Source organism: Streptomyces sp. NPDC000134 (assembly GCF_042899225.1).
GTDB lineage: Bacteria > Actinomycetota > Actinomycetes > Streptomycetales > Streptomycetaceae > Streptomyces.
In genome coordinates this window covers 1-25,909 of record NZ_JBIAZN010000040.1, presented here as the reverse complement: position 1 = coordinate 25,909, position 25,909 = coordinate 1, and the positions used below count along the sequence as shown (strand labels likewise).

General features: G+C 71.5%; 28 protein-coding genes. 19 read left to right on the top strand and 9 right to left on the bottom strand.

Annotated features, from left to right (window positions below; genetic code table 11):
• Window positions 1-115: 115 nt before the first annotated feature.
• Entirely contained in the window at window positions 116-1,291 is a 1,176-nt protein-coding gene (locus ACFY32_RS33700; RefSeq protein WP_359204621.1) for a DNA glycosylase AlkZ-like family protein, read from the top strand.
• A gap of 22 nt (window positions 1,292-1,313) precedes the next feature.
• On the opposite strand, the gene ACFY32_RS33695 is transcribed toward ACFY32_RS33700, so the two are convergent.
• The 8 genes from ACFY32_RS33695 to ACFY32_RS33660 form a co-directional block, all read right to left on the bottom strand.
• The gene (locus tag ACFY32_RS33695; protein ID WP_359204618.1) at window positions 1,314-2,060 is read right to left on the bottom strand and encodes a response regulator transcription factor; all 747 of its coding nucleotides are present in this window, start codon (window positions 2,058-2,060) and stop codon (window positions 1,314-1,316) included.
• Window positions 2,061-2,266: 206 nt separating this feature from the next.
• Window positions 2,267-2,959 carry a ribosome hibernation-promoting factor, HPF/YfiA family gene (gene hpf / locus ACFY32_RS33690; protein WP_190202698.1) on the bottom strand — a complete coding sequence of 231 codons (693 nt, stop codon included), beginning with the start codon at window positions 2,957-2,959 and terminating at the stop codon, window positions 2,267-2,269.
• 315 nt (window positions 2,960-3,274) lie between these two features.
• Window positions 3,275-4,249, bottom strand: coding sequence for a ComF family protein (locus ACFY32_RS33685; protein ID WP_359204612.1), 975 nt, complete (start codon window positions 4,247-4,249; stop codon window positions 3,275-3,277).
• 325 nt (window positions 4,250-4,574) lie between these two features.
• Window positions 4,575-6,407: an LpqB family beta-propeller domain-containing protein gene (locus ACFY32_RS33680; protein ID WP_390676321.1), complete on the bottom strand. Its 1,833-nt coding sequence runs from the start codon at window positions 6,405-6,407 to the stop codon at window positions 4,575-4,577.
• Window positions 6,397-8,505 carry an MtrAB system histidine kinase MtrB gene (mtrB, locus tag ACFY32_RS33675; RefSeq protein WP_359204606.1) on the bottom strand — a complete coding sequence of 703 codons (2,109 nt, stop codon included), beginning with the start codon at window positions 8,503-8,505 and terminating at the stop codon, window positions 6,397-6,399. Before mtrB ends, ACFY32_RS33680 begins: the two co-directional genes overlap by 11 nt.
• A 1-nt stretch (window position 8,506) precedes the next feature.
• Window positions 8,507-9,196 carry a two-component system response regulator MtrA gene (gene mtrA, locus ACFY32_RS33670; RefSeq protein ID WP_003975799.1) on the bottom strand — a complete coding sequence of 230 codons (690 nt, stop codon included), beginning with the start codon at window positions 9,194-9,196 and terminating at the stop codon, window positions 8,507-8,509.
• Between the two features lie 756 nt (window positions 9,197-9,952).
• The gene (locus tag ACFY32_RS33665) at window positions 9,953-11,185 is read right to left on the bottom strand and encodes a helix-turn-helix domain-containing protein (protein WP_390676320.1); all 1,233 of its coding nucleotides are present in this window, start codon (window positions 11,183-11,185) and stop codon (window positions 9,953-9,955) included.
• A complete protein-coding gene (locus ACFY32_RS33660; protein WP_390676319.1) occupies window positions 11,182-11,502 on the bottom strand; it encodes a putative quinol monooxygenase in 321 nt (106 codons plus the stop codon). The genes ACFY32_RS33665 and ACFY32_RS33660 overlap by 4 nt, the downstream gene beginning before the upstream one ends.
• Before the next feature lie 191 nt (window positions 11,503-11,693).
• Here ACFY32_RS33660 and ACFY32_RS33655 point away from each other — a divergent pair, with 191 nt between their 5' ends.
• The 13 genes from ACFY32_RS33655 (at window position 11,694) to ACFY32_RS33595 (ending at window position 18,536) form a co-directional block, all read left to right on the top strand.
• Window positions 11,694-12,026, top strand: coding sequence for a hypothetical protein (locus tag ACFY32_RS33655; protein ID WP_390676318.1), 333 nt, complete (start codon window positions 11,694-11,696; stop codon window positions 12,024-12,026).
• 2 nt (window positions 12,027-12,028) lie between these two features.
• Window positions 12,029-13,372: an FtsK/SpoIIIE domain-containing protein gene (locus ACFY32_RS33650; protein WP_390676317.1), complete on the top strand. Its 1,344-nt coding sequence runs from the start codon at window positions 12,029-12,031 to the stop codon at window positions 13,370-13,372.
• Between the two features lie 76 nt (window positions 13,373-13,448).
• Entirely contained in the window at window positions 13,449-13,655 is a 207-nt protein-coding gene (locus ACFY32_RS33645) for a hypothetical protein (protein ID WP_390676316.1), read from the top strand.
• A gap of 9 nt (window positions 13,656-13,664) precedes the next feature.
• The gene (locus ACFY32_RS33640; RefSeq protein WP_390676315.1) at window positions 13,665-13,841 is read left to right on the top strand and encodes a hypothetical protein; all 177 of its coding nucleotides are present in this window, start codon (window positions 13,665-13,667) and stop codon (window positions 13,839-13,841) included.
• 20 nt (window positions 13,842-13,861) lie between these two features.
• Window positions 13,862-14,017 carry a hypothetical protein gene (locus ACFY32_RS33635; protein WP_390676314.1) on the top strand — a complete coding sequence of 52 codons (156 nt, stop codon included), beginning with the start codon at window positions 13,862-13,864 and terminating at the stop codon, window positions 14,015-14,017.
• Window positions 14,017-14,655 carry a DUF2637 domain-containing protein gene (locus tag ACFY32_RS33630; RefSeq protein ID WP_390676313.1) on the top strand — a complete coding sequence of 213 codons (639 nt, stop codon included), beginning with the start codon at window positions 14,017-14,019 and terminating at the stop codon, window positions 14,653-14,655. Before ACFY32_RS33635 ends, ACFY32_RS33630 begins: the two co-directional genes overlap by 1 nt.
• Window positions 14,656-14,669: 14 nt before the next feature.
• The gene (locus tag ACFY32_RS33625; protein ID WP_390676312.1) at window positions 14,670-14,852 is read left to right on the top strand and encodes a mobile element transfer protein; all 183 of its coding nucleotides are present in this window, start codon (window positions 14,670-14,672) and stop codon (window positions 14,850-14,852) included.
• 14 nt (window positions 14,853-14,866) lie between these two features.
• A complete protein-coding gene (locus ACFY32_RS33620; protein ID WP_390676311.1) occupies window positions 14,867-15,244 on the top strand; it encodes a hypothetical protein in 378 nt (125 codons plus the stop codon).
• A 93-nt stretch (window positions 15,245-15,337) separates the two neighbouring features.
• The gene (locus ACFY32_RS33615; RefSeq protein WP_390676310.1) at window positions 15,338-15,523 is read left to right on the top strand and encodes a hypothetical protein; all 186 of its coding nucleotides are present in this window, start codon (window positions 15,338-15,340) and stop codon (window positions 15,521-15,523) included.
• 5 nt (window positions 15,524-15,528) lie between these two features.
• Window positions 15,529-15,717, top strand: a complete 189-nt coding sequence (locus tag ACFY32_RS33610) for a hypothetical protein (RefSeq protein WP_390676309.1) — start codon at window positions 15,529-15,531, stop codon at window positions 15,715-15,717.
• Between the two features lie 4 nt (window positions 15,718-15,721).
• Window positions 15,722-17,143, top strand: a complete 1,422-nt coding sequence (repSA, locus tag ACFY32_RS33605) for a replication initiator protein RepSA (protein ID WP_390676308.1) — start codon at window positions 15,722-15,724, stop codon at window positions 17,141-17,143.
• Window positions 17,140-17,331 carry a helix-turn-helix domain-containing protein gene (locus ACFY32_RS33600; protein WP_390676307.1) on the top strand — a complete coding sequence of 64 codons (192 nt, stop codon included), beginning with the start codon at window positions 17,140-17,142 and terminating at the stop codon, window positions 17,329-17,331. Before repSA ends, ACFY32_RS33600 begins: the two co-directional genes overlap by 4 nt.
• The gene (locus ACFY32_RS33595; protein WP_390676306.1) at window positions 17,331-18,536 is read left to right on the top strand and encodes a tyrosine-type recombinase/integrase; all 1,206 of its coding nucleotides are present in this window, start codon (window positions 17,331-17,333) and stop codon (window positions 18,534-18,536) included. Before ACFY32_RS33600 ends, ACFY32_RS33595 begins: the two co-directional genes overlap by 1 nt.
• Window positions 18,537-18,786: 250 nt before the next feature.
• On the opposite strand, the gene mtnA is transcribed toward ACFY32_RS33595, so the two are convergent.
• Entirely contained in the window at window positions 18,787-19,929 is a 1,143-nt protein-coding gene (mtnA, locus tag ACFY32_RS33590; protein ID WP_359204603.1) for an S-methyl-5-thioribose-1-phosphate isomerase, read from the bottom strand.
• Window positions 19,930-20,069: 140 nt separating this feature from the next.
• Between mtnA and ACFY32_RS33585 the strand changes: the two genes are divergently transcribed.
• From ACFY32_RS33585 to ACFY32_RS33565, 5 genes are read left to right on the top strand one after another with little or no spacing between them, the layout of a single operon-like run.
• Complete coding sequence (locus ACFY32_RS33585) at window positions 20,070-21,485, top strand: glycerophosphoryl diester phosphodiesterase membrane domain-containing protein (protein ID WP_390676305.1); 1,416 nt, start codon at window positions 20,070-20,072, stop codon at window positions 21,483-21,485.
• Between the two features lie 4 nt (window positions 21,486-21,489).
• Window positions 21,490-22,260: a DUF4129 domain-containing protein gene (locus ACFY32_RS33580; protein ID WP_390676304.1), complete on the top strand. Its 771-nt coding sequence runs from the start codon at window positions 21,490-21,492 to the stop codon at window positions 22,258-22,260.
• On the top strand, window positions 22,257-23,471 hold the full coding sequence (locus tag ACFY32_RS33575; RefSeq protein ID WP_390676303.1) for a DUF4350 domain-containing protein: 1,215 nt from the start codon (window positions 22,257-22,259) through the stop codon (window positions 23,469-23,471). The genes ACFY32_RS33580 and ACFY32_RS33575 overlap by 4 nt, the downstream gene beginning before the upstream one ends.
• Entirely contained in the window at window positions 23,471-24,460 is a 990-nt protein-coding gene (locus ACFY32_RS33570; protein ID WP_359204594.1) for a MoxR family ATPase, read from the top strand. The genes ACFY32_RS33575 and ACFY32_RS33570 overlap by 1 nt, the downstream gene beginning before the upstream one ends.
• Entirely contained in the window at window positions 24,460-25,770 is a 1,311-nt protein-coding gene (locus tag ACFY32_RS33565; RefSeq protein ID WP_359204591.1) for a DUF58 domain-containing protein, read from the top strand. Before ACFY32_RS33570 ends, ACFY32_RS33565 begins: the two co-directional genes overlap by 1 nt.
• The last annotated feature ends 139 nt before the right edge of the window (window positions 25,771-25,909 follow it).

Genomic DNA, 25,909 nt, shown 5'->3' with positions numbered 1-25,909 from the left:
CCGGACAGACCAACGCGAAGACAGCCCAGCAGGGCGTCAGTCAGTGCCCGAGTCACGGCCGCCGGAACCCGAGTATCAGCATCAATGTCAGTGCCACCCCTTATCGTGCGGACGTATGACGACCTTCCCGCGCCCCGTGACGGAGCTGTCGGCAGACGAGGCCCGCCGCATCGCCCTGCGGGCCCAGGGCTTCCTCGGCGCCCCCGACCGCCGCGCCGGCGTCCGCGGTGTGCTGCGCGCCCTGGGCGCGGTCCAGCTCGACACCATCTCGGTCCTGGCCCGCTCCCACGAACTCGTCCCGTACGCCCGCCTGGGCGCGGTCGGCCGCCGGACCGCCGAGGACGCCTACTGGACGGGCACCCACGCCTTCGAGTACTGGTCGCACGCCGCCTGCGTGCTGCCCATCGAGGAGTGGCCCCACTTCGCGTTCCGCCGCCGCGCCTACCGCGCCCGCCCGCAGTGGAACCACGACCTGCCCGAAGGCGCCTACGAGCGGGTCATCAAGCAGTTGCGCGCCGAAGGCCCGCTGACCGCGACCGAGTTGGGCGGCGCCAAGCGGACCAGCGAGTGGTGGGACTGGTCGGGCGAGAAGGTCGCCGTCGAGCGCGCCCTGATGTACGGCGAGGTGGTGTGCGTCGAGCGCCGGAGCTGGAAGCGCGTCTACGACCTGGCCGAACGCGCGATTCCGCAGGAGCTGCTGCACGACGACCTGGACGACACCGAGTGCCTGCGCCGCCTGGTCCGCCTGGCCGGCCGGTCCCTGGGCGTCGGCACCCGCGCGGACATCGCCGACTACCACCGGCTCAAGGCCGAGCAGGTCGACGCGGTGATCGCCGACTCGGGCCTGGTCCCGGTGACCGTGGCGGGCTGGTCCAAGCCGGCCTGGGCCGACCCGGAGGCCCTCCGCACGCCCCCGCGCGGCCGGCACCGCACCACGCTGCTGTCCCCGTTCGACTCCCTGATCTGGGAGCGGGCCCGCACCGAGCGGATCTTCGGCTTCACCCACCGCCTGGAGGCGTACGTCCCCAAGCAGAAGCGGATACACGGCTACTTCGCGATGCCCGTCCTCGCCGGCGGACTGCTGGTCGGCCGGGTGGACCCGGCCCGCGAGGGGCGCACGCTGGTGGCCAGGCAGGTCACGCTGGACGGCCCCAAGGCGGTCCCGGCGGTGGCACGGGCGCTGGTGGAGGCGGCGGGCTGGGTGGACTGCACGGACGTCCGGGTGGAACGGGTGGACGCCCCGGAGTTGCGCGGACCCCTGACGGCAGAACTGGCCCGGCTGCTGGGATGAGACCTCTCCGGGGCAGCGGGGTTCAGCGGATTTCCAGGATCTTCTCGCGCATGGCGTAGACCACGGCCTCCATCCGGGAGTGCAGTTGCAGCTTCTCCAGGATGTTGCGTACGTGGTTCTTGACGGTGTTCTCGGAAATGAACAGTTCCTTGGCGATGTCGCGGTTGTTCATTCCCGTGGCCACGAGCTTGAGGACTTCCAGCTCGCGGTCGGTGAGCCGGGGGGCGGGGACCAGTCTGCGTTCGTCGGTGCGCTGGATCATCGACTTGAACTCGGTGAGCAGTTTCGACGCCATGGAAGGGCTGATCTGCGACTGCCCGTCGGCCACCGCGCGGATGGCGGTGGCGACCTCGTCGGTGGAGATCTCCTTGAGGAGGTATCCGGTCGCCCCGGCCTTGATCGCGTCGTAGAGGTCGGCCTCCTCGTCGCTGATCGTCAGCATGATGATCTTCGCGCTGGGGGCCACCTCCTTGATGGAGGTGCACGCCTCGATACCGCCCCGCTTGGGCATCCGCACATCCATCAGCACGATGTCCGGCAGGAGGTCGGCGGCCTTCTCCACGGCCTCGGCGCCGTCCCCCGCCTCGCCGACGACCTGGATGTCCTCCTCGGCGGCGAGCACGATCTCCAGCCCGCGGCGGAACAGGGCGTGGTCGTCCACGACCAGGACCCTGATCGGCTCCTTGCGCGGAGAGCCCGGGTCCGGGCCCAGACCGGCGACACCGCCGTCGGCAACCGCGTCCCGCATCGGTCCGAAGCTGTCCGCCATCGTTCCTCCCCCTGAAGGCTGTGGCCTGTGGTCCCGGCCGGCGCCAACCCAAGGCAACGACCCACCTGTTGGGCCGCTGCCGCCATGATTCCATGCCCGGCCGACATCGAGATGACGGAGCGGGGCGCGAAAGGGGTCGCACGCCGGTGCCCCTGGGGGCGCACGCGCGCTCCAGGGGCACCCGCTGTGCCATCACCCGGCGGGGATCAGCCGCCGAGCGCGCCGCCCGCCTCGGGGGAGGGTGTCTGGGCGACCATCGTGTCCGTCCGCAGGTGGATCACGCCGTAGTCGTACGCGTGCCGCCGGTAGACGACGCTCGGCTCCTTGGTCTCGGAGTCGACGAACAGATAGAAGTCGTGCCCGACCAGCTCCATCTCGTAGAGCGCCTGGTCGAGGGTCATCGGCGCCGCCACGTGGGTCTTCTCGCGGACCACCAGCGGTCCGTCGCCCTGGATCTCCAGCGAACCGACCTTCTTGGTGGGTACGCCGTCCCGCTCGTCCGACGGGACCGCCTCACCGTTGCCGTTGAGCGTCGCCGCGTCCGGGACGTGGTTGGGGACCTCGGCTGCCGAGATGCGGCGCGAGCCGCGCCGCGAGTAGCGCTTGTCGTGCTGCTTGCGCAGCCGCGCGCCGAGCTTCTCCGCGGCCAGGTCGAGCGCCGCGTACGGGTCGCTCGCCGCCGCCTCCGCCCGGATCACCGGACCGCGGGAGCGGAGCGTGATCTCCACTCGGTCACAGCGGTCGGCCTGTCGGGGGTTGGGCTCCTTGGACACCTCGACGTCCAGGCTGATCACCTTGCCATCGAGCTTCTGGATCTTCTCCAGGTTCAGCTTGTCGGCCACGTGCTTCCGGAACCGCTCGGGCACCTCGGTCTTGCGGCCCTTGACGACGATGTCCACGCAGAACTCCGTTCCCGGATCGCTCCGCTTCGGGGGCGGAGCATCTCCCTTTTTGCGCACCAGGTTCCGGTGAGCACCGGAACCTCGGACTCGGTGACGTCCACCTCCTCCCCCACGGGCGAGATCTCCACTCCACCGGTGCGGGTGATTCCGAAAAAACCCGCAGTACGGCATTCGGATTTACGAGGTGTGGCCTGCGGCTTTCCCTCACACCGAACATATCTCGCCGGGACGGATGGCGTCACCCTCTACTTCGCGCTACCTCCGTTCATGTGAATTGGCCCTCTCATTACCTGCAACGACGCAAGTCCTCGGTCAGTTCCGGTTCATTCGGAAAGAGTCGGGTGAAGCGGCGACCACGGCCGCTCGGATCACATCCCGGATCGCCTCACCGACCCCGATTCCGCCCGGCCTCGCCGACCCCGCGGACACCCGGTCCACCCTCTCTTCCGTCGCTCCTGACTTCTGTTCCTTTCTGCCTTCCCACACCGCCCCGGGATACACGGACGTACCCGCCGTTCTGTACGCGGTCCCACCGCTATCCCGTTCACCCCGGTCCCGCACCGCCGCGTCCGTCCCCGCCGCCGCCCGCACCGCGCGTGCCGCCTCGGTGAGGGACGCGCCCGTCGTCATCAGGTCGTCGACGAGCACCACGGGGCCCCCGTCCCGCAGCAGCCCGGCGCCGCCGGGAACCACCGTCAGCGCGCCGAGCAGGTTGTCCAGCCGCTCCCGTGAGCCGAGCCCCGACTGATCGGCCACGGCGCGGCGCTGCCGCAGCACGGCCGCCACCCGGGCCGGCGTCCCGGTCCGCCGCAGCTCACCGGCCGCCGCGAGGGCGATCCGCCGCGCCGGGTCGTGCCCACGCGCCCGCACCGCGCGGCGGGCGGACGGCACGGGGACGAGGAGGATCGGGCGCCGGGGGGCGGCGGCGACGGCCGGGCCGGAATCCGCGGCGGGGGCCCCCTCCTCCCCCCTCCCCTGCCCACCCCCCACCAGCCCTTCGAGCCCGGCCCGCACCGCCCCCGCCAGCGCCGCGCCCAGGGGTGCCGCGAGTGCCAGCGCCCCCCGCTCCTTGTGCGCGAGCAGCACCGCCCGCGTCTCGTCCGCGTACCGTGCCGCCGCGTGCACCACCGGCAGCCCGGCCGGCTCCGGCACCGGCCGCACCCGGCACGGCGCCGCGCCGCTCAGTACCGCACGGCACCCCGGGCAGAGCACCGTGCGCGGCCTGCCGCAGCCCGCGCAGTCGGCCGGCAGCACCAGGTCGGTGAAGTCCTGCCACCACCCCCGCATGACCACCACTGTGCCAACGCCCGCATGACCCGGCCACCCCTGTGGAAAACCGCCGGACGCCACCTGTGGAAAACCCGGCACACGGCCGGAAGGACGGCTGGACACGGCGGCCGGGCCCTACGGCCGGACGTGACGGCGGCCAAGCAGTGCAGCCGGACGCGAAGCCTCAGCGGCACCGGGGCCGGACGCGACGGCCACCCCCGTGCACCGTCAGCCGCCCCCTCACACACAGCGCCCCGACCGCACACGTCCCCCCGCGGATCGGCCTCCGCACTCAGCCCCCGCTCAAACCCCCGTCGCTCCGTCGCCCGTCCCCCGTCCCCCGTCACCCCGGATAAACCGGCGCCATCCCCTTGGTCACCTTCTGCCACTGCATCCCGGACGGCAGCCGCACGATCCCGTCCTCCGAGTACGCCACCAGCGGCAGACCGTCGTCCTCGGACGCGGCGATGTCATTCACCCCGGTCAGCGCGGCGGGCACCGCCGCCTCGGGTGCGGAGCCGTCGACCTGGACGTACCCGATCTGCTGTACGCCCCCGCGCTCGCGGCCCACCACGACGAGGCGGCTGTCACCGGCCCAGGACATGGCCGTGACCTCCTCCAGCTCCGGTGTCGCCGACCGCAGCTCGACGATCGTCGGCCGCTCGCCCGCCTTCTCGCCCCGTTCGATCCGCCCGATGAGCAGCGACCGCTTGCCGTCCTTCTCCACGATGAGCGCGATCCGCACCCCGTCCCCGGCCACCCGCACGGCCTCGACACTCCCGTCCAGGCCGGGTACCCGCGCCTCGACCGGATCGCCCGCGCCCTTCTCCAGCACCAGCAGGCGCGGGTCGTCGGGGTCGCGGTCGGCGATCCACAGGTCGCCCCACGCGTCCCAACTGGGCGTCGTGAGCCCCTGCTCCTCGGTCTCGCCCCCGCTGACCACCAGCGGGTCCCCGAGCGAACCGCCCGGCACCAGCGACCCGACGTACAGCGACTTGCCGTCGAGGCCGACCCCGGCCGCGCGGTGCTCGTCGCGCGAGACCGCCGCCGAGCGGAACTCGGTGGTGCCCTCGCCCAGCGCGCCCGGCACCGGCTCGGGCCGGGTGCCCTCGCTGCCCGACGGCAGTTGCACCAGGCGGTGTTCGTCGTCGATGAAGTACAGGTAGTCGGGGCGCTCCGCCGAGCTGCGGACCGCCACCGTGTCGGCCCGGTTCTCGCTGAGCGAGCACAACTGGTCGCCGCCCGAGCGCAGTTGCACCTCCTCCACCGCCGGCGTCAGGCTCTGCAGGGTGAACAGCAGTTGGGCCGCCATCTCGTCGCACCGCTTGGTGCCGACCCGGCCGGCCCGGCCGTTCAGCGGGACCGTGAGCTTGCCGTGTTCGTCCGGCGTCAGCGAGGTGAAACCCTTGGCCAGGGCCGTGCCGGCGGGGAAGCTCGACGTGACCCCGGTCCCGAGCAGGCTCGTCGGGCCGTTGATGAGGGAACGCACGGTCTGCGTCACGGGTTCCACGCGCCGCCGCACATAGACGGGATCGGCGACGGCCGTGGTCCGCGGACCCGCGCCGTCCTCGGCGTCGGGGGTGCCGGCGGCGAAGTAATACTTGTTGACGGACATGTAGTTGCGCTGGAAGTCCGACTTGCCCATGACGACGCCCTTCGGCGGCACGTCGATGCGCCACTGCCCGCTCTTGGCGTCCCGCGACAGGTGCACCGGCTCGCGGTACTCCCCCTCGGCGGGCGTGTACGACTGCCGCGCGTCCACCGTGGCGACCTTGGTGCCGGTGAGGGTGACCGCGTAGTCGCTGGCCTCCTCGCGGCTCCCGGAGTGGTCGGACAGCGCGCCCGGTCCGCCCGCGAGCACCGTCGTGGACAGCTCCGGCCGCCAGCTCTTCGCGGCCTCCTCGGTCAAGTACTTGCGGGCCGTCTCGTAATGCGGGTCGTCGCTGGTCAGCGCCTCCAGGAAGCCCTGCACGATCTCCGTGGCCGGGGCGTCCTTCGGCGGCGGCATCGCGAACACCCGTACCTGTGTGTCCTGCCGCGGCGTCGACTCCACGCCCCGCAGGTCCCCGCTGTCGGGCATCGAGGCGCACCCCGTCAGCAGTACGGCACCACAGGCGGCGTACGCCACCGCGCGCACCGGCACCGGCCGGCGGGCCCCCAGGCGGTCAGCGCCCACGTGTTGACTCCCCTTGCCTGCTCGACTCCTGCGGAGAGCCCTCCACGGCGTCCGTACGGCCCCGCGCCCCACCGGCGGGCGGGTCGTCCGGTGTCCGCGCCCCCGGAACCGCCCCGGAGGCAGCCCCCGGGGCGGGCCGCGGCACCACGCGTGCGCCGCTGCCGGGCAGCGCCGTCGGGTCGGCCACGGGTGCCGCTGCGGCCGACCTGGGCGGTATCGGGTCCCGGCCCGGCGAGCCCGCGGCCTGCCCGGCCGTGGCCTGTGCCGGCACGCCGGCGGCCCGGTCGTCGGCCCGCGCGGCACCGGCCGAGGGCGTACTGGCCTCGTCCAGTCCGCGGTTGCGCCGCGAGTCGGTGGGCTCCAGCGGGATCGGCGAGCCCCTGAGCGGCTCGTCCGCGGTCCTCGGCAGCGTCAGCCGGAACTGCGATCCGCCTCCCGGCTCGCCCCACGCCTGGAGCCAGCCGCCGTGCAGCCGGGCGTCCTCCAGGGCGATCGACAGCCCCAGTCCCGTACCGCCGGTGGTACGTGCGCGTGCCGGGTCCGCCCGCCAGAAGCGGCTGAAGACGCGGGTCGCCTCGCCCGGCTTGAGCCCGACGCCGTAGTCGCGCACCGCCACCGCCACCGCCCCGCCCGCCGCGGCGAGCTTGACGACGACGTCCCTGCCCTCGCCGTGCTCGACGGCGTTGACCACGAGGTTGCGCAGCACCCGCTCCACGCGCCGGGCGTCGGCCTCGGCGACCACGGGCTGCTGGTCGCCGGCGACCCGGATGCGGGTGCCCTTGCGCTCGGCGAGCGGCTCGGCGCCGCTGACGACCCGCCGTACGACCTCCCGGAGGTCGATCGGCTCGGCCTCCAGGGCCGCCGCGCCCGCGTCGAAGCGGCTGATCTCCAGCAGGTCGGCGAGGAGCGTCTCGAACCGGTCCAGTTGGTCGGCGAGCAGTTCCGCCGACCGCGCGGTGACCGGGTCGAAGTCCACCCGCGCGTCGTGGATGACGTCGGCGGCCATCCGCACGGTCGTCAGCGGCGTCCGCAGTTCGTGCGACACGTCGGAGACGAACCGCCGCTGCATCCGCGACAGGTCCTCCAACTGGCTGATCTTCGACTGGAGGTTCTGCGCCATCTTGTTGAAGGCTTCGCCGAGCCGTGCGATGTCGTCCTCGCCGGTGACCTTCATCCGTTCCTGGAGCTTCCCGGCGGACAGCCGCTCGGCGATGCTCGCCGCCATCCGTACCGGCGTGACGACCTGCCGCACCACCAGCCAGGCGATCGCCCCGAGGAGGACCACGACGAACAGCCCGGCCGTCGCCAGGGTCCCCTTGACCAGGCTCAGCGACTTCTCCTCCTGGGTGAGCGGGAAGAGGTAGTAGAGCTGGTACGGGTCCCCGTTGGGGTCGTTGACGCGCTTGCCGATGACCAGGCCGGGCTGGGACTCCTGGGCGGAGTTGTAGACGATGCGGGTGTAGCTCTGGGCCGCCGCCGTACTGGAGTCGAGCCGCTCGCGCAGTTCCTCGGGCACGCTGGACGACGGGTCGACCAGACCGGAGGCGCGCGGTCCGCGCCCGCTGCCGCTCTCGCCGCCCACCGGCAGCGTGACCACGTCGAAGGCGCCCTGACCGCCGCTGGACAGCGACTTCACCAGATCGCTCATCCACTGGATGACGTTCTGCGCGGGACGGCCGTCGACCGCCGTGCCGTCGTCGCCGGTCACCGCCGCCGACTCCTCGGCCTTCTGCTTGGCCACCGTGAACCCGCCGGTGGCCTGGCTCTGCGAGGCTTTCACCTTGGCGTCCAGCAGCCCGTTGCGCACTTGGCCGATGACCACGAAACCGAGCAGCAGGACGACGCCCAGCGACATCAGCAGGGTGGTGACGACGACCTTGAGCTGGATGTTGCGGCGCCACAGCCGCATGACCGGCAGCAGCGGCCGGCGCACCCAGCGCATGAACAGGCGGAGCACCGGGCTGCCCTGCACGCCGCCCCGCAGCAGCCCGCCCTCCAGCAGCCGGCCCCAGCGGGAACCGGACGGTTTCCGGCCGACAGGCCGCCCGGCGCGGGCCCCGGACGTCCCGGGCGCCGAAGCGGCACTGTCCCCGGGCATGTCAGCTCGGCCCCGCCTTGTATCCGACGCCCCGGACCGTCACCACGATCTCCGGCTTCTCCGGGTCCTTCTCGACCTTGGAGCGCAGCCGCTGCACATGCACGTTGACCAGCCGGGTGTCCGCGGCGTGCCGGTAGCCCCACACCTGCTCCAGGAGCACCTCGCGGGTGAACACCTGCCACGGCTTGCGGGCCAGCGCCACCAGCAGGTCGAACTCCAGCGGCGTCAGCGCGATCGACTGCCCGTCCCGCTTCACGGAGTGCCCGGCCACGTCGATGACCAGGTCGCCGATGGCGAGCTGCTCCGGCGCCGGCTCCTCCGACCTGCGCAGCCGCGCCCGGATACGGGCCACCAGCTCCTTCGGCTTGAACGGCTTCACGATGTAGTCGTCGGCCCCGGACTCCAGACCCACGACCACGTCGACGGTGTCGCTCTTGGCCGTCAGCATCACGATCGGAACCCCGGACTCCGCCCGGATCAGACGGCACACCTCGATCCCGTCCCGGCCCGGCAGCATCAGATCGAGCAGCACCAGGTCGGGCTTGGTCTCCCGGAAGGCGGCCAGCGCCTTGTCGCCGTCGGCTACGAAAGACGGCTCAAAACCCTCACCACGCAGCACAATGCCGAGCATCTCGGCCAGTGCGGTGTCGTCGTCGACGACAAGGACTCGTCCCTTCATAAACGACATCATCCCATTCTCATAACGGACACAGAGGCGCAGGTGAGGCAGGTCACTGGCCTGTGACGATAGTCGTACGGAGCCGTCACTGTCTGCCCCCGTCCGTCGACGTTGATGTCAGGAAGGATGTCAGCTCGACCACCCGCACCCGCCCCCCGCCTGACCCACCACTCACCCAAGCTTCCATCCCGTCCACCGTCGACCCACACACCGTGGAGCGGGCGTGGTCCAGGGCGTCCAGGTGGAGCGCGCCACTGTACGAACGACCTGGACGCCCTGGGCCGCGTCTGCTCGGCTCTGCCTGGGTCGACGGTGGACGGGATGGAAGCTCCCCGCGCACGCCACATCGAACTCGCAGCCGGGAACGGCGCCCCCTCCATCCCGGTGCCGGCCGATCCCCCGCCGGAGGCATTGCCCTGACGCGCGGGCTCTGTACGGGTCTCATTGCTTCTGCTGGCCCGCTGGGTAGGGAATCAGGCTCGGTCCGGCGCATCGCCGGTGGCGGGCCAAGCGTCAACGTGGATCACCCTGGGGCATCGACAGGTGGCGCGGGGCCGGGGCCGGGGCGGCGCGGGCCGAAGGCAGGAGCGCAGCCCCGAGTCCCGAGCATCCGCGCCGGCCCGCAGTGCGGGCCGGTGGGTGTGATCCTTCGTAGCGGCGGCCATGCGTGCATGAGGGCAGCGCGCCGGATGGCCATAGGCCAAGAGCCCCCTTCCCCGCCCGGAAGGGCGGGGCTTGATGAGGTAGAGAAACCTGTAACAGGTTGGCCTAGAGGACTGCACTCCGCTCGGCAAGGTCGCGAAGGGGCTTGGCCACCCGGGAACCGGAGAGCTGGATTAGATCGCGGACGACTTCGCGGGCTAGGTGATGGTCGTGGATCTGCTCGGGTGCTAGCGACTCGGCTTCCAGAATCGCGGCTGTGGCCTCACCGACGTGTCGCCGCTGCGCGTGCGCTCGCGCCACGTCAAGCAAGAAACGCGACTGCCGCTCGGGGGATAGGCCCGACGCGTTGACCTTTTGTGCCACTTCGAGTGCGAATCCGGCATCACCTAGCTCTACCGCCGTGCTTACTGCGTGGATCTCGACGTTTGTTGGACCGAACTCCGTGTCGAAGTCATTGCGGTCTTCTCCCAGTCGCACCGCGATTTCTCGCGCCCGATCAATGTGGGCGTGCGTCCCAGATCGGTTGCCTTCCCGGGCATTGATCACTGCAAGGACCAGGTTCATAGCGCCAAGGAGGGAAAGCTCCTCTGCTGGGCATGTAGGCGCCTCCGCCCTTGGATCCATGACGGCCACTGCGGACCTCGCTGCCTGTTCGGCTTGTTCCATGTGCTGTTGCCGCATGAAGGCGTGAGCCATGCGGAAGAGGCTCGCGACCACTTCCAGCGGTTGTCCCGCTAGCTCGGCCGCTTGCAGTGCGCGGTCCGCTGCGACCCAAGCGGCGTCAGCTTGATCCTGCCGAGTGAAGCTAGCTGCGGCTACCTGGTAAGCCTTGGCGCGCAGAGAGTGAAGCTCCGCAAGGTCGCCTGCGGGCGCATGACGTACTGCCGTCTCGATGCTGGGCAACAGCTTGGCGAGATGATCACTGAGGGCTGCGTAACTCGACGCGTGTACGAGGGTCCAAGCCTGCTCCACCTGCTGCTGGAAGTCGGCAAGTGATGGCGCCGGCCTGTTGTGGGGTTGGTCGAAAAGACTTCCCAGTGCCGGATGGCCGGTGAGGGCTACGCGCAGTCCATCAAGGTCATTGCTCTTTGTTTCCACGGGTTCGGATTCTTCTGCCGGCGGAGCGTCGGGCCGAAGCTCCCTCACGGATACGTTGAGCGCATCGGCAAGAGCTTGCAGTACGGACAGCCGCTCAACCGGTTGCACACTTCTCTCGACCTGGGACACCCAACTCTCTGAACGTCCCATTGCGGCGGCAAGGTCACTCTGAGACATGCCAGCGGCCCGGCGCAACTCTTTGACTCGCTGCCCGAGACTTTTGGTGTCCGGAGTCGTCACTTGTCGACTCCGGTCGGGTACTTCCCGGCGTACGGCTGGAGGAAGTCCACCTCGGTCTTAGTGACGTACTTGTCTCGCTCCGACAGGAAGCGGCGCGTGTGGGTCTGGCGCTCGTGCTCCTCGAACGCGGCGCGGTCGGCGTACAGCTCGTAGAAGATCCGCTCGTTGGGTGTGCCTTCTACCTCCTGACACACATAGAGCAGCGTGCCGGGCTCGTGCGCCCTGATGCCTGCGGTGGTCTCTTGCACCAGAGCGTCGAACGCGTCGCCGGCGCCTTCCCGCAGAGTGAACCGGACAAAGAGCCCATAGTTGCTCATTTAATCCTCCTCGTTGTCACATCCAGTGTCGCAGACTCGGAAGTTCACTACTAGTCGCAGTTTTTCTGTTGACTCGCAGTTTTTCTGCGGGTAGCTTCGGTGGTGTCGCAGAAACAAGGCGCCCCGGGCTACGTGCCATCCGCCAAGATCACGACGCAGCCCGGGGCTTATCCCAAGAGGGAGACTCCATAGTGCCGTCCTTCAAGATCGACCTTTCGACCGCCATCGTGTTCGTGGCGACCGCGCCGGAACCGAAGATGGCCAACAAGAAGACTGGTGAGCGGGCTGTGGACCGGGACACCGGTGCGGGTCTGTCGACCGTGGGTCTGCTGGTCTCGGATGAGGGTGAGGGCAACCTCTACCAGGTGACCGTTCCCGAGACGGGCGTCCCCGAGGGGTTGGCGCCGGGTATGCCGGTCGCCGTGACCGGGCTCAAGGCCCGTGACTGGGAGAACGAGTTCAACGGGCAGAAGCGGCACGGGATCTCGTTCCGCGCGGTCGCGGTCACCCCGCTGGGGGCCTGACCATGACGGACTTGTCGCTGTGGCTGGAGGCTACGGGCGCTTTAGCCGGTGCCGGCGGTGTCGGCTATGCCAAGGTCCGCGCGCCGCGCGTGTACTGGTCGCTGGTGGGTCTGCCGGTGACGTGGGGCCGGTTCGCCTGGTCGTATCGCTCCACGATGGAGGTGTGCGGGCTGGCGGTGCAGCCGTCCGGTTTCCGCGCCTTCATGACCCGCAACGTCTCCCGTCGTGAGGTGCGGCCGGTACCGCCGAAGGTGCGCCGGGTCCGCCCGGTGTCGACCGGGCTGCGGATCACCCTGCGTCTCCCGGCCGGCTTGGAGCCCGCCGATGTGGCAGCGTCGTCCGAACGGCTGCGGCACGCCTTCGGTGTCCAGTCCGTCACCGTGGCGGAAACGAAGCCGGGCTATGTCGAGTTGCGGATGACCGGCTATGACGTGCTGCGCCGGGTCCGTCTGCCGGGTTCGGCCCGACCCCGTGATCTGGTGGTGCCGGTGGCGCTGCGGGAGGACGGCACGGTCTTCGAGCGGGACTACCGCGCGGTACCCATGGCGCTGACGCTGGGGGCCACGCTGTCGGGGAAGTCCGTGTATCAGCGCAACCTGATCATGGGGTTGGCGCGGCTCCCGGTGGGCCTGGTCGGTATCGACTGCAAGCGCGGTGTCGAGCACAGCCGGTACGCGCCCCGCCTGTCGGCGCTGGCCACCGACCCCGAGATGGCCGGCCACCTGATCGATGCGCTCGTGCTGGAGATGAGCGAGCGGTTCGATCTCCTCGCCCTGCACGGCGTGTCCGACCTGTGGGGCCTGCCTGAGCATCTGCGGCCGGTGCCGCTGATCGTCTTCATCGATGAGGTGGCGGAACTGTTCTTCGTCGCTTCCAAGAAGGATGAGGCTGCTCGCGATCACACGGTCATGCAGCTCGTGCGGCTGGGTCAGATGGCCCGCGCGGTCGGCATCTACCTGGAGGTGTGCGGGCAGCGGTTCGGCTCTGACCTGGGCAGGGGAGCTACCGCGCTGCGTGCCCAGCTCACCGGCCGTGTGGTCCACCGCGTCAACGACAAGCAGACCGCCGACATGGGTCTGGGTGACATCGCACCGGACGCGGTGGTAGCGGTGACCGCGATCAGCGCGGACCGGCCCGGTGTGGCGGTGGCCGGTGACACCTCCGGTGGCTGGTCCCGCATCCGCACCCCCGAGACCTCGCCGGCCGAAGCGGCGGCCGTGTGCCGGGATTTCGCCCACCTCACCCCGGATCTTCCGTTCCTCGCACCGTTCCGCCCGGTAGCCCGGCCGGTCCCGCCGATGCCCACCGCGCCCCCGGCGATCCAGCCTCGCCCGGCAACGGAGTAACCCCGCTCGAACCACGGTCGGCGCGACCGCTTCGCGCCAGGTCCCTACCCGAGCCATGCCCAAAAGGAGAAACGCCATGGCGATTGACGATGACGACCGGTACGAGAGGCAGATGGCGGCCCGTGCCCGCTGGATCGGTGACTACGACTCCGACCCTGTGGCCGGGGAACTCGCCGCCTACGCCCGCGTGAGCGGTACCCGCGCCAACGCGTTCGAGTACGACGACGTGCAGCCTGCGGACCAGGAGCCCAGCGAGATCGACCGCACCATCGACCCCTGGTAGGGCAAGCCGATGACGACTCGGAAACGCCCCGCGCCCAAGGTCAAGACCAAGGTCTGTGAGCCCTGCAAGGGCACCGGCGAGGTCCCCCGTCCCGTCCAGGTCGGCCGCAAGCGCCGCCTGGTCGGCCACCAGGCCGGTATCTGCCTCGGTTGCTTCGGCACCGGTTTTGCTCCGGAAGGGGAGTGATCGCGGTGAAGGTACGCATCATGCTGACCCTCGAAGTCGACGCGGACGCCTGGAAGACCGAGTACGGCGTGGATAAGGCCGACGTGCGCGAGGACGTGAAGGGGTACATCGGGAACGCGATCGGTGGATCGCACCTCGTTGACGACCAGCTCATCACTGAAGTGCGGTGGCGGTGATGATCGGTCGCAGCATCCGCCTGGACGCGGTCTTGATTCAAGCTGTGATCGCCGGTGCGCTGTCCTTCGCCCACCTGCACGACCTGGCCGAAGCCGCCGGACAGACCGGCTGGAAGGCATGGGCCTACCCGATCAGCGTCGACCTGCTGCTGGTCGCCGCCTGGCGCCGGCTGCGCACCGCCCGCCGCGACCGGTCGGCCTGGACCTGGTTCGTCATCGCCCTGTTCGCCTCGCTCGGCGCGAACATCGCGACCGCCGGACTCCTGGACCTGACCCACGTCCCGGCCTGGCTGCGCATCCTCGTCGCCGGCTGGCCCGCGCTGGCCTTCCTCGGTGGAACCCTGCTCGCCCATGCCCCGACCGATCCCGCCCCGGCGCCCCGGTCAGAGCCGGTGGTCGACCGCCCTGAGGCGCCCGCTCCGGCCCCCGAGCCGGAACCGGTCCCGGAGTCGGAACCGGTCCCGGCACTGCCGGAAGCCACACCCCCGCCGGTGCCCCCGGCGCTGGTCGACCACGCCCGCAAGGTCGCGACCGAGCACCGCGCCCGCACCGGCAACGACATCGACACCGCCACCCTGCGCGCTCGCCTCGGCGTCCCGGAAGACCTCGCCGGCGCGATCGTCGCCCAACTCGCTTGAACGGAGGCTCAGCCATGCGCCCGAACCGCTTCTACAACGTGATCAGTATCGGTCCGGTTCAGGTCGGCACGTTCAACAACGGTCGCGGCCGGACCCGACACACCGCTGCCTGCACGGCACCGAAGTGCGGTTTCTCCAACGAGTACGACGACCGGTCGGCCGCCGAACTCGCCGCCCGCACCCACCGCTGCACCTGAGGGGAGGAAGAACCGTGCAGTTGCCCGAAGACCAGCTCCGCGCCGGACACATCCCAGCCGACCTCTACCGGCAGATCCCACCCGGCAGCGACCTGCGCAAGGTCGTGATCGTTCAGGAAGCCCCGCGCTCCTACAAGGGCCCCATCGTCTTGACTCTGGTCATCATCACCGGCGCTATCGCCGTGCTCCTGGTCATCGCCTTCGTCGTACAGGTCGTCGCCGGCGCTGCCGTGGCGGTCCTGTCGGCCACTGGCGGCATCGGCTACACGATCAACCGCGCGTCCAAGCAGCGGGCGTTATCCCGCCCGGCCACCCGCCGGCGCTACCGCTCGCCACGCAAGCGCCCGGTCCGCTCCCGGCCCGTCCGGTCTCGGAGCCGCTACACCAAGTAACACCCGCCGGGGCGGCATCCGTCGCCAAACATCCGTCGCCCCGGACGGGCCCACCACTTCCTGATCTCTCGATCCGAAAGGGCTGTCCTCATCATGCCTCAGCACGTCCCGCACGACGCCCGTGTCTGCCCGTCGTGCCGTGGTTTCGCGGTCGTCTCCGTCACCACCGGCACCCGTCACTTCGACGGCAGCCGGGTGACGGTCAAGGTCTCCTGCGCGTCCTGCCACGGTCACGGCTACGTCCCCGCCTGGCTGGCCACCACCCCGGCCGGGAGGTGAGCACCGTGTCCGACCTGACCCCGACCCCGGACCGCCCCGGCCTCCACGTCGCCAAGCCGTCCCCCAACGCCCCCGCCACCGGATCGGCCGTGTGCCACTGCGGCGCCACCGCTTCCGCCACCGGCGACGCACAGGTCAAGGCCCTGGTCGACGGTTGGACCGCCAACCACGGTCCCGCACACAACAAGGGGTGACATCGTGACCGACACCGCCACCCCGGCGGGCCTGGATCCGGCCACCCTCACCGACGTGCTGAGGCTGGCCGGGTCGGACGGCTTCGACCGCATTCAGGAACAGATCCGCCGCACCGGCGGCTGCTCCGACCCGATCCACCTGCAAGGCTCCGTCGTCGTCCGCGACGCCCAGACCCGGCACGTCCTGCACCGCTACTCGACTGACACCGAACCCGGCGGACGCCTCCGCGTCGCCTGCGGCAACCGGCGTGCCTCCCGCTGCCCGTCCTGCGCCTGGACCTACGCGGGCGACACCTACCACCTCATCCGTGCCGGCCTCGTCGGAGATCCCGCCAAGGGCACCCCCGAGACGATCCGCGATCACCCTCGCGTCTTCGCCACCCTCACGGCGCCCTCCTTCGGCCCGGTTCACAACCGGCCCGGCAACCGGCCCTGCCGCTGCGGCACCCGCCACGGAGAGGACGCCCCCGAACTGGGCACACCGCTCGACCCCGACCGGTACGACTACGCGGGCGCGGTGCTGTGGAACAACCACGCCTCCGAGCTGTGGCGTTACTTCACGATCTACCTCCGCCGTGAGATCGCCCGTCGTGCCGGGCTCACGCAGAAGGCCGCGCATGAGCAGTCGCGGGTGTCCTTCGGGAAGGTCGCGGAGTACCAGAAGCGCGGAGCCGTCCACTTCCACGCGGTGATCCGCTTCGACGGACCGGACGGCCCCGACTCCCCACCGCCGGCCTGGGCCACCCTCGACCTGCTCACCGACGCGATCCGCGCCGCCGCAGCCCGCGTCGAGGTCGACGTGCCGCCGGCCTCCTACCAGCCGGATCCTGACCAGCCCGCCCGAACCGAACCGGCTCGCACCCTGCGCTGGGGTGAGCAGCTCGACGTGCGCCCGATCCGGGCCTTCGGGGACGGCGAGGACATCACCGAACAGGCCGTGGCTTCCTACGTCGCCAAGTACGCCACCAAGGCCGCCGAGACGACCGGCACCGTGGACCGCCGCATCGGCAACAAAGAGGCCCTGGCCCTGCTCGGCGTCGCTGATCACCCCGCCCGGCTGATCGCTGCCTGTCTCGACCTGCACGCGCTCTATCCGGACCGCAAGCTCCGGGACTGGGCTCACATGCTCGGCTTCCGTGGCCACTTCTCCACGAAGTCACGCCGCTACTCGACCACCCTCGGTGCCCTGCGCCAGACCCGCGCCGACTACCGCGCCCGCCAACAACGGCAAGCCCTCGGCCTGCCCGACCCCGACGACACGGAGGCAACGACGCTCACGCTCGCCCACTGGTCCTACGCCGGCCACGGCCACACCCCCGGCGAGTCCTGGCTCGCCGCCAACATCCGCCGGGAGATCCAGCTCAACCGCGAAACCTCCCGCGAGGAACTACCCGCCCTGCTCGACGCGGAAGGAGTCGCCGCATGACCACCGCACCGCCGCCCGCACTGCTCACGGTCCCGGAGGTCATGACGCGGCTCAAGTACGGCCGTTCAAAGGTCTACGACTTGATCCGCGCCAAGCGGCTCCGCTCGTTCACTGAGGGCCGTTGCCGGCGAATCCCCGAGAGCGCGTTGGATGAGTACATCCGTGCGCGGCTGGAGGAGACCGACTGATGCCGCGTCGCAAGCGCAACCCCAACGGCTCTGGCACGGTCACCAAGCGTGCCGACGGTCGGTACCAAGCCGCTGTGTACGTCCCCCAACCGGACGGCACGGTGAAGCGCAAGTACGCCTACGGTCGCGACTTCGACGAGTGCGACCGAAAGCGCCGTGAGCTGCTCGACCGGGCCAGCGGCGGTATCCCGACGCCCACACGGGACATGACGATGGGCCAGTGGTTCGACTACTGGTTGGAAGTCGTGGTCAAGCCCAACTTGGCACATAACAGTTACAGGACGTACGAAACGGCAGTACGGCACCACCTGCGTCCCCGCTTGGGCTCAAAGGTCATGCTGAAACTGGGCGTCAAGGAGCTGCGCGGGGCCATACAGCAACTCGCAGAGGACCAAGGAGCCAAGACCGCCAAGCGGGCACTTCGTGTCCTCTCGGCGGCTCTCACGGCCGCGATGGTCGAGGACATCGGCCTCACCCGGAACGTCGCCAAGTTGGTCCACGTACGGGCCGCGACGAACAGCGGTAAGAGCTGGGACGCCGTGACGGTTCTCCGCTTCCTCGCCGCCGCTCGCCGGCTCACCCCGTACTACCCCGCGTTCCTCCTGCTCTGCCTGCTTGGGCTGCGCCGGGCTGAGGTGTGCGGGCTGCGGTGGGAGAACATCGACCTGGACAACCGGGTGATCTGGGTGGAGCAGCAACGGCAGCGCAGCAGCGCCGGGACGATCGACGCGGAACTGAAAACGGACACGTCCAAGGCCCCGTTGCCGCTGCCGGCGCAGTGCATCGCTCCGTTGCGCTGGACACGGATGCGCACTGCCTGGCTCCGGGAACGAGCGGCCACCCGTGGGCTTCCCTGGTTCGAGGACCCGGAAGGCCATGTGTTCGTCACCCGCACCGGCCGGCCTCTCCAGGCGGCGCACCTGTACCTCGTCATGCAGCGCGTCATCGCCAAGGAAGGGCTCGGCCACATGAACCCGAAGGGACTCCGCAAGTCGTGCGGCACGCTCTTGGTGCATCTCCGGGTTCACCCGCGCATCGTGAAGACGATCCTTCGGCACAGCCGGATCACGACGACGATGGACATCTACGCCGAGTCCCTCGATCCTGATGTGATCGAGGCGGTGGGGCAGCTCGACCGGCTTCTTCGGCAGCCGGCGCGACTCCGGGAACTGGAGGCTGCCCACTCGGCTCCCGAAGCCGCTTGATGTCACCTTTGGATGTCACGGCCCCTCGCCTCGCGGATGACCGCAGGTGGAGGGGCCGTTTCCGTTGATCAGGGCGAGACCATCCCATTCTCATAACGGACACAGAGGCGCAGGTGAGGCAGGTCACTGGCCTGTGACCATAGTCGTAGGGGACGGTCACTGTCTGCCCCCGCCCGCGACCTCCGCCTTCGCGCGTACGAGTCATGGACGGATGTCCCTCGGACACATCCGGCGGTCCGGCTCCGCCGTGTCAGCCGGCGGTCACCCGGGGCGACCTCGCGCACAGCTCGGCGAGGCCCTCCGCCGTCACCGGCGACACCACTCCCTCCTCGGTGACGATCGCCGTCACCAGCTCCGGCGGCGTCACGTCGAACGCCGGGTTGTACGCCTGCGTCCCCAGCGGCGCGATCGGCACGCCGCCGCCCGCCCCGGTCACCGGCACCTGCGGCACCGACACCTCGGTCACCTCGTACGCGGGCCGCTGCTCGACCTCGATGGACGCCCCGTCGGGGGTCGCCGGGTCCACCGTCGTCACCGGTGCCACCACGATGAACGGCACGTGGTGGTAGCGCGCCAGCACCGCCAGCGGATAGCTCCCCACCTTGTTCGCCACCGACCCGTCGGCGGCTATCCGGTCCGCCCCGATCAGCACCGCGTCCACCTCGCCGGCCGCGAACAGCGAACCGGCCGCGTTGTCCGTGAGCAGCGTGTGCGCCATGTCGTTGCGCGCTGCCTCGTACGCCGTCAGCCGGGCGCCCTGGAGCAGCGGACGGGTCTCGTCCACCCACAGGCGCCGCAGCTTCCCCGTCCGGTGCGCCGCGAGCGCGACGGCGAACGCCGTGCCCTCGCCGCCGGAGACCAGCGACCCCGTGTTGCAGTGCGTGAGGATGCGGTGCCCGCCGCCGGGCAGCAGTTCGTCGAGCAGCGCCAGCCCGTGCTCGGCCATGCGAGCACTGGCCTCGGCGTCCTGCCGGTGCAGCGCCCGCGCCGCGGCCAGCGCCGCCGCGGCGGCCTGCGGGGCACCGCCGCCCTTGGCGAGAGCCGCGCGGTGGGCGGCCTGGGCCCGGCGCACGCCGACGGCGAGGTTGACCGCGGTGGGCCGGGCCTCCGCCAGCGCGTTCGCCGCGTCGTCCACGTCGTAGCCCCGCGCGGCGGCGAGCGCGACCCCGTACGCGCCCGCGATACCGAGCAGCGGCGCTCCCCGCACGGCGAGCGAACGGATCGCCTCCACCAGCGCGGGCGCGTCCGTGCAGACCAGCTCCACCTCCTCGGCCGGCAGCCTGGTCTGGTCCAGCAGGACCAGCACCGGGCCTTCAGGTGGTTCCTCCCAGCGGATGGCCGGGATCTCGATGGGCCGCTTGTCCTCGCCGGTTCGCGCGTACTGATCAGCCATGCGGTCAGTGTGCCCGCTATCCGTCGGACAATTGAAGGTGCGCAGCCCATACCTCGGCCGGTCCGCACCGCACCGCCCCATGGCACGATGGGCGCCAACCCGCCGCCGCGAACGCGGACGGGCACCGTGAAGGAGCGACGATGAACGACACTCCGGGCTGGGCCTCGCCCGGAAGCGCCCCGTCCGACGGGCGGCAGCCCGGCGCGTCCGGCCCCGCCGAGCCCGCCGGCCGCCCCGGACCCGACCGGCCCGCGCAGCCCGCGGACCAGCCGGACGCGGAGCCGACGGGCCCCGGCACGAAGTGGTCCAAGGAGCAGCCTCCCCCCGGCCAGTGGTCCGCGCCCGCGGGCACCCCGCCGCCCGCCGCACCCGGCCCCGCCACCCCGCCGCCGCCCCCGCCGCCCGGTCCGGGCTGGGGCACCCCTCCCCCCGGCGGCCAAGGCGGCTTTGGCGGCCCCGGCGGCGGCAACGGAAGCGGCCCCGGCGGCACGGGCGGAAACTGGGGAACCCCAGGCGGCTACGGGGGTTACGGCGGCTACGGCGGCTGGGGGGCCAACTGGGGCGGCCCGCCGCCCGCGGCCAAGCCCGGCGTGATCCCCCTGCGCCCCCTCGGTGTCGGCGAGATCCTCGACGGCGCGGTCTCCACCATGCGCACGTACTGGCGCACGGTCCTCGGCATCTCGCTGACCGTCGCCGTCGTCACCGAGGTCATCGTCGTGCTGCTCCAGGGCCTCGTCCTGGACAGCGCGAGCACCGACGCCCTCAACGACCCGAGCGCCACCCTCAGCGAGCTGGGTGACGCCCTGGCCGGCGCCATGATCGGCTCGGCTGTCGTCTTCGTGATCTCCCTGGTCGGCACGGTCGTGGCGACCGCCCTGCTGACCACCGTCACCAGCCGGGCCGTCCTCGGCAAGCCGGTGACCACGGCCGAGGCATGGCGGGACGCCCGACCTCAGGTCCTGCGGCTGTTCGGCCTGATCGTCCTGTTGCTGCTCATCACCGCCGCCGTCCTCACCGTCGGCGCCCTGCCCGGCCTGATCGTCGCGTTCACGGCGGGCGGCGACGCGGCCGTCGCGCTCACCGTCCTCGGTCTCCTCGCCGCCGCCGTCGTCACCGTCTGGCTCATGGTCCGCTTCTCGCTGGCCTCGCCCGCGCTGATGCTGGAGAAGCAGAGCATCACCAAGGCGATGGGCCGCTCCACCAAGCTGGTGCGCGGGTCCTGGTGGCGGGTCTTCGGCATCCAGTTGCTCGCCACGATCATCGCCAACGTCGTCGCGTCGATCATCGTCATCCCGTTCACCTTCCTCGCCGCGGCGCTCAGCGGCGAGGGGGTCGGCGGGTTCGTCGAGGGCACCGGCGGCCTCGGGTGGACCTTCCTCGTGATCAGCGGGATCGGTTCGGTGATCGGCTCGATGATCACCTTCCCGATCACGGCGGGCGTCACGGTGCTCCTCTACATCGACCAGCGCATCCGCCGCGAGGCCCTCGACCTCGAACTGGCCCGCGCCGCCGGCGTCCAGGGCTACGGCGCCCCCGGCGCGACCCCGGGGAGCTGATGCGGTGAGCAGGACGGGGGGAGTGCTCACCGAGGTGCTGCCGCGCACCGCCCTGCGGGGGCTGCTGCGCGCCGGCGACCGCGTGCCGCCCGCACTGTCGCGCGGCGACGACCGGCCGCCGCTGACCGTCCCGCGCGACCCCGCCCGCGAGGCGGCCCGGCGGGAGTTGTCCAAGGGCGTGTACCACGAGAACGACCCCAGTTGGTTCCAGCGCGCGCTGAACGCCTTCTGGGACTGGATCGACGACCTGTTCAGCACCGCCGCGACGGCGGCACCCGGCGGCACGCTCGGCCTGGTCGTCATCGTCGTCGCCGTCCTCGCGGTCGTCGCCGCCCTGTGGTGGCGCCTGGGCACCCCCCGCCGCCCGCCCGTCTCCGCCGCCGCGCTCTTCGACGACCGCCCCCGCGCCGCCGCCGACCACCGCGCCGCCGCGGAGGCCCACGCCGCCCAGGGCCACTGGAACCAGGCCGTCCAGGAACGGATGCGCGCCATCGTCCGGTCCCTGGAGGAACGCGCCCTCCTCGACGTCCGCCCCGGCCGCACCGCCGACGAGGCCGCCACGGAGGCCGGCCGCGCCCTGCCCGGCCACAGCGACCGGCTGCGCGCCGCCGCCCGCGACTTCGACGACGTCACGTACGGCGGCCGCTCCGCCACCGAGCCGTCGTACCGGCGCATCGCCGCCCTCGACCACCATTTGGAACGCACCAGGCCCCGGCCCGCGGCCGGCACCGCGCACGGCACGGACCACCCCACCCGCCAGGGAGCCGCCGGATGACCACCGAGGCCACGCTCCCGGACACCTCGGCCTCGCCCACCGTCCGCCAGGTGTGGACCCGCACGCGCGGCATCGCCCTCGCCCTGGCGGTGCTCCTCGCCGGGGCCGTCGCGATCGCCGTCGTCCGCTCCGACGCCCGGCACGGCGAGCTGGACCCGCGCTCGGCCGACCCCTACGGCAGCCGGGCCGTCGCCGAACTCCTCGCCGACCGGGGCGTGCGGACCCGCCTCGTCACCACCCTCGCCGACGCCCGCGCCGCGACCGGCCCCGACACCACTCTCCTGGTGGCCGTCCCCGACCGCCTGACGGAACGGCAGCAGACCGAGCTGCACGCGGCCGCCGCCGGCTCCGGCGGCCGTACCGTCCTCGTGGCCCCCGGCGGCCCGTCCGTGGAGCGGCTCGCCCCCGGCGTCACCGCCGACCCCGCCACCAGCCTCGACTCGACGCTGTCCCCCGACTGCGACCTGCCCGCCGCCCGCCGCGCGGGCACCGCCGACACCGGCGGCATCCGCTACTCCGCCCTCCGCCCGGACGCCGACGCCTGCTACCCCAGCGACCGCCTGGCTACCCTCCTGCGCATCCCCGAGACCACCGACGAGGACCCCGCCGGCGGCACCCCCGAGGGCGACACGATCGTCCTCGGCGCCCCCGACATCCTCCTCAACGACCGCCTCGACGAGCACGGCAACGCCTCGCTCGCCCTGCAACTCCTCGGCTCCCGCCCGCATCTGGTCTGGTACCTCCCCACCCTGTCCGACACCACCGCCCAGGACGACGAACGCGGCCTCTTCGACCTGCTCCCCTCCGGCTGGCTCTGGGGCACCCTGCAGCTCTTCCTCGCCGCAGCCGTCGCCGCCCTCTGGAGGGCACGCCGGCTCGGCCCCCTCGTGCCCGAGAAACTCCCCGTCGCGATCCGCGCCTCCGAAACCGTCGAAGGCCGCGCCCGCCTCTACCGCAAGGCCGACGCCCGCGACCGCGCCGCCGCCGCTCTCCGCTCCACCACCCGCACGCGCCTGGCCCCCCTCGTCGGCGTCCTCGTGACCCAGGCGCACGCGCCCGAGGCGCTGCTCCCCGCGCTCTCCGCCCACCTGCACGGCGACGGACAGTCCCTGCACCCCCTCCTCTTCGGCCCGCCGCCCAGCGACGACGCCGCCCTCGTCTCCCTCGCCGATCACCTCGATGCCCTCGAAAGGCAGGTACGCCGTCCATGATGGACCCGACCACTGACAACGCCGTGCAGACCGGGGACCAGGGCGCCGCCCGCGCCGCCCTGGAGACCCTGCGCGCCGAGATCGCCAAGGCCGTGGTCGGCCAGGACCCCGCCGTCACCGGTCTCGTCGTGGCCCTGCTCTGCCGCGGCCACGTCCTCCTGGAAGGCGTCCCCGGAGTCGCCAAGACCCTCCTGGTCCGCGCCCTCGCCGCGTCCCTCCGCCTCGACACCAAGCGCGTCCAGTTCACCCCCGACCTGATGCCGAGCGACGTCACCGGCTCGCTCGTCTACGACGCCCGCACCGCCGAGTTCTCCTTCCAGCCCGGCCCGGTCTTCACCAACCTGCTCCTCGCCGACGAGATCAACCGCACCCCGCCCAAGACCCAGTCCTCCCTCCTCGAAGCCATGGAGGAACGCCAGGTCACCGTCGACGGCACCCCCCGCGCGCTCCCCGACCCGTTCCTGGTCGCCGCGACCCAGAACCCGGTCGAGTACGAGGGCACCTACCCCCTCCCGGAAGCCCAGTTGGACCGCTTCCTCCTCAAGCTCACCATCCCCCTGCCCTCCCGCCAGGACGAGATCGACGTCCTCACCCGCCACGCCGCGGGCTTCGACCCGCGCGACCTGCACGCCGCCGGCGTACACCCCGTGGCGAGCGCCGCCGACCTGGAAGCCGCCCGCGCGGCCGTCGCCAAGACCACCGTCTCCCCGGAGATCACGGCGTACGTCGTCGACATCTGCCGCGCCACCCGCGAGTCCCCGTCGCTCACCCTCGGCGTCTCCCCGCGCGGCGCCACGGCCCTCCTGTCGACCGCCCGCGCCTGGGCCTGGCTGACCGGCCGCGACTACGTCACCCCCGACGACGTCAAAGCCCTGGCCCTGCCCACCCTCCGCCACCGCGTCCAACTCCGCCCGGAGGCCGAGATGGAGGGCGTGACGGCCGACTCCGTGATCAACGCGATCCTCACCCACGTCCCCGTCCCCCGCTGATGGCACCCACCGGACGCGCCGCGCTCCTCGCGGCCCTGGGCTCCCTCCCCGTCGGCATCTGGGAACCGAGCTGGACGGGCATCCTGGCCGTCAACGCCCCGATCGCCCTGGCCTGCGCCTGCGACTACGCCTTGGCGGCCCCGGTACGCCGGCTGCGCCTGAACCGCTCCGGCGACACCTCCGTACGCCTGGGCGACACCGCCGACGTCACCCTCACGGTCGGCAACCCGTCCCGGCGCCCGCTGCGTGCCCAGCTCCGCGACGCCTGGCCGCCCAGCAGTTGGCAGCGCGGCACGGAGAGCGCGGCCTCTCGCCACGTCCTGACCATCCCCCCGGGTGAACGCCGGCGCGTCACCACCCGCCTGCGCCCGTCCCGCCGCGGCGACCGCCGGGCCGACCGGGTGACCATCCGCTCGTTCGGCCCGCTGGGCCTCTTCTCCCGCCAGAGCACCCACGAGGTCCCCTGGACGGTACGCGTCCTGCCCCCCTTCACCAGCCGCAGACACCTCCCCTCCAAACTGGCCCGGCTCCGCGAACTCGACGGCCGCACCAGCGTCCTCACCCGAGGCGAGGGCACCGAATTCGACAGCCTGCGCGAGTACGTTCCCGGTGACGACACCCGTTCCATCGACTGGCGCGCCACCGCCCGCCAGACGACGGTCGCGGTACGCACCTGGCGTCCCGAACGCGACCGCCACATCCTCCTGGTCCTCGACACCGGCCGCACGTCGGCCGGACGCGTCGGCGACGCCCCGCGCCTAGACGCGTCCATGGACGCGGCACTGCTGCTGGCCGCCCTGGCCTCCCGCGCCGGCGACCGCGTCGACCTGCTCGCCTACGACCGTCGAGCACGCGCCCTGGTCCAGGGCCGTACAGCGGGCGATGTCCTTCCGTCCCTGGTCAACGCCATGGCCACGCTGGAACCTGAACTCGTCGAAACCGACGCCCGGGGCCTCACCGCCACCGCCCTGCGCACGGCCGCCCGCCGTTCCCTGATCGTCCTGCTCACCACCCTGGACGCGGCCCCCATCGAAGAGGGCCTCCTTCCCGTTCTCCCCCAGCTCACCCAGCGCCATACGGTTCTCCTGGCATCGGTGGCCGATCCGCACATCGCCGCCATGGCGAAGTCTCGCGGCACGGTGGATTCCGTCTACGACGCCGCATCCGCCGCCCAGGCCCAGAACGAACGCCACCGCACCGCCGAGCAACTCCGCCGACACGGCGTGACCGTCGTCGACGCGACCCCGGACGAACTGGCGCCGGCCCTGTCCGACGCGTATCTCGCCCTGAAGTCAGCAGGACGCCTGTAAGAACAAGAAAAACAAAAAAAGGGGGGCCGAATAGCCCCCCCTGCAAACGCAGAAAACCCCGCACCGAAAGGTGCGGGGTTCTCTTTGAATAATTGTTCGGCGGCGTCCTACTCTCCCACAGGGTCCCCCCTGCAGTACC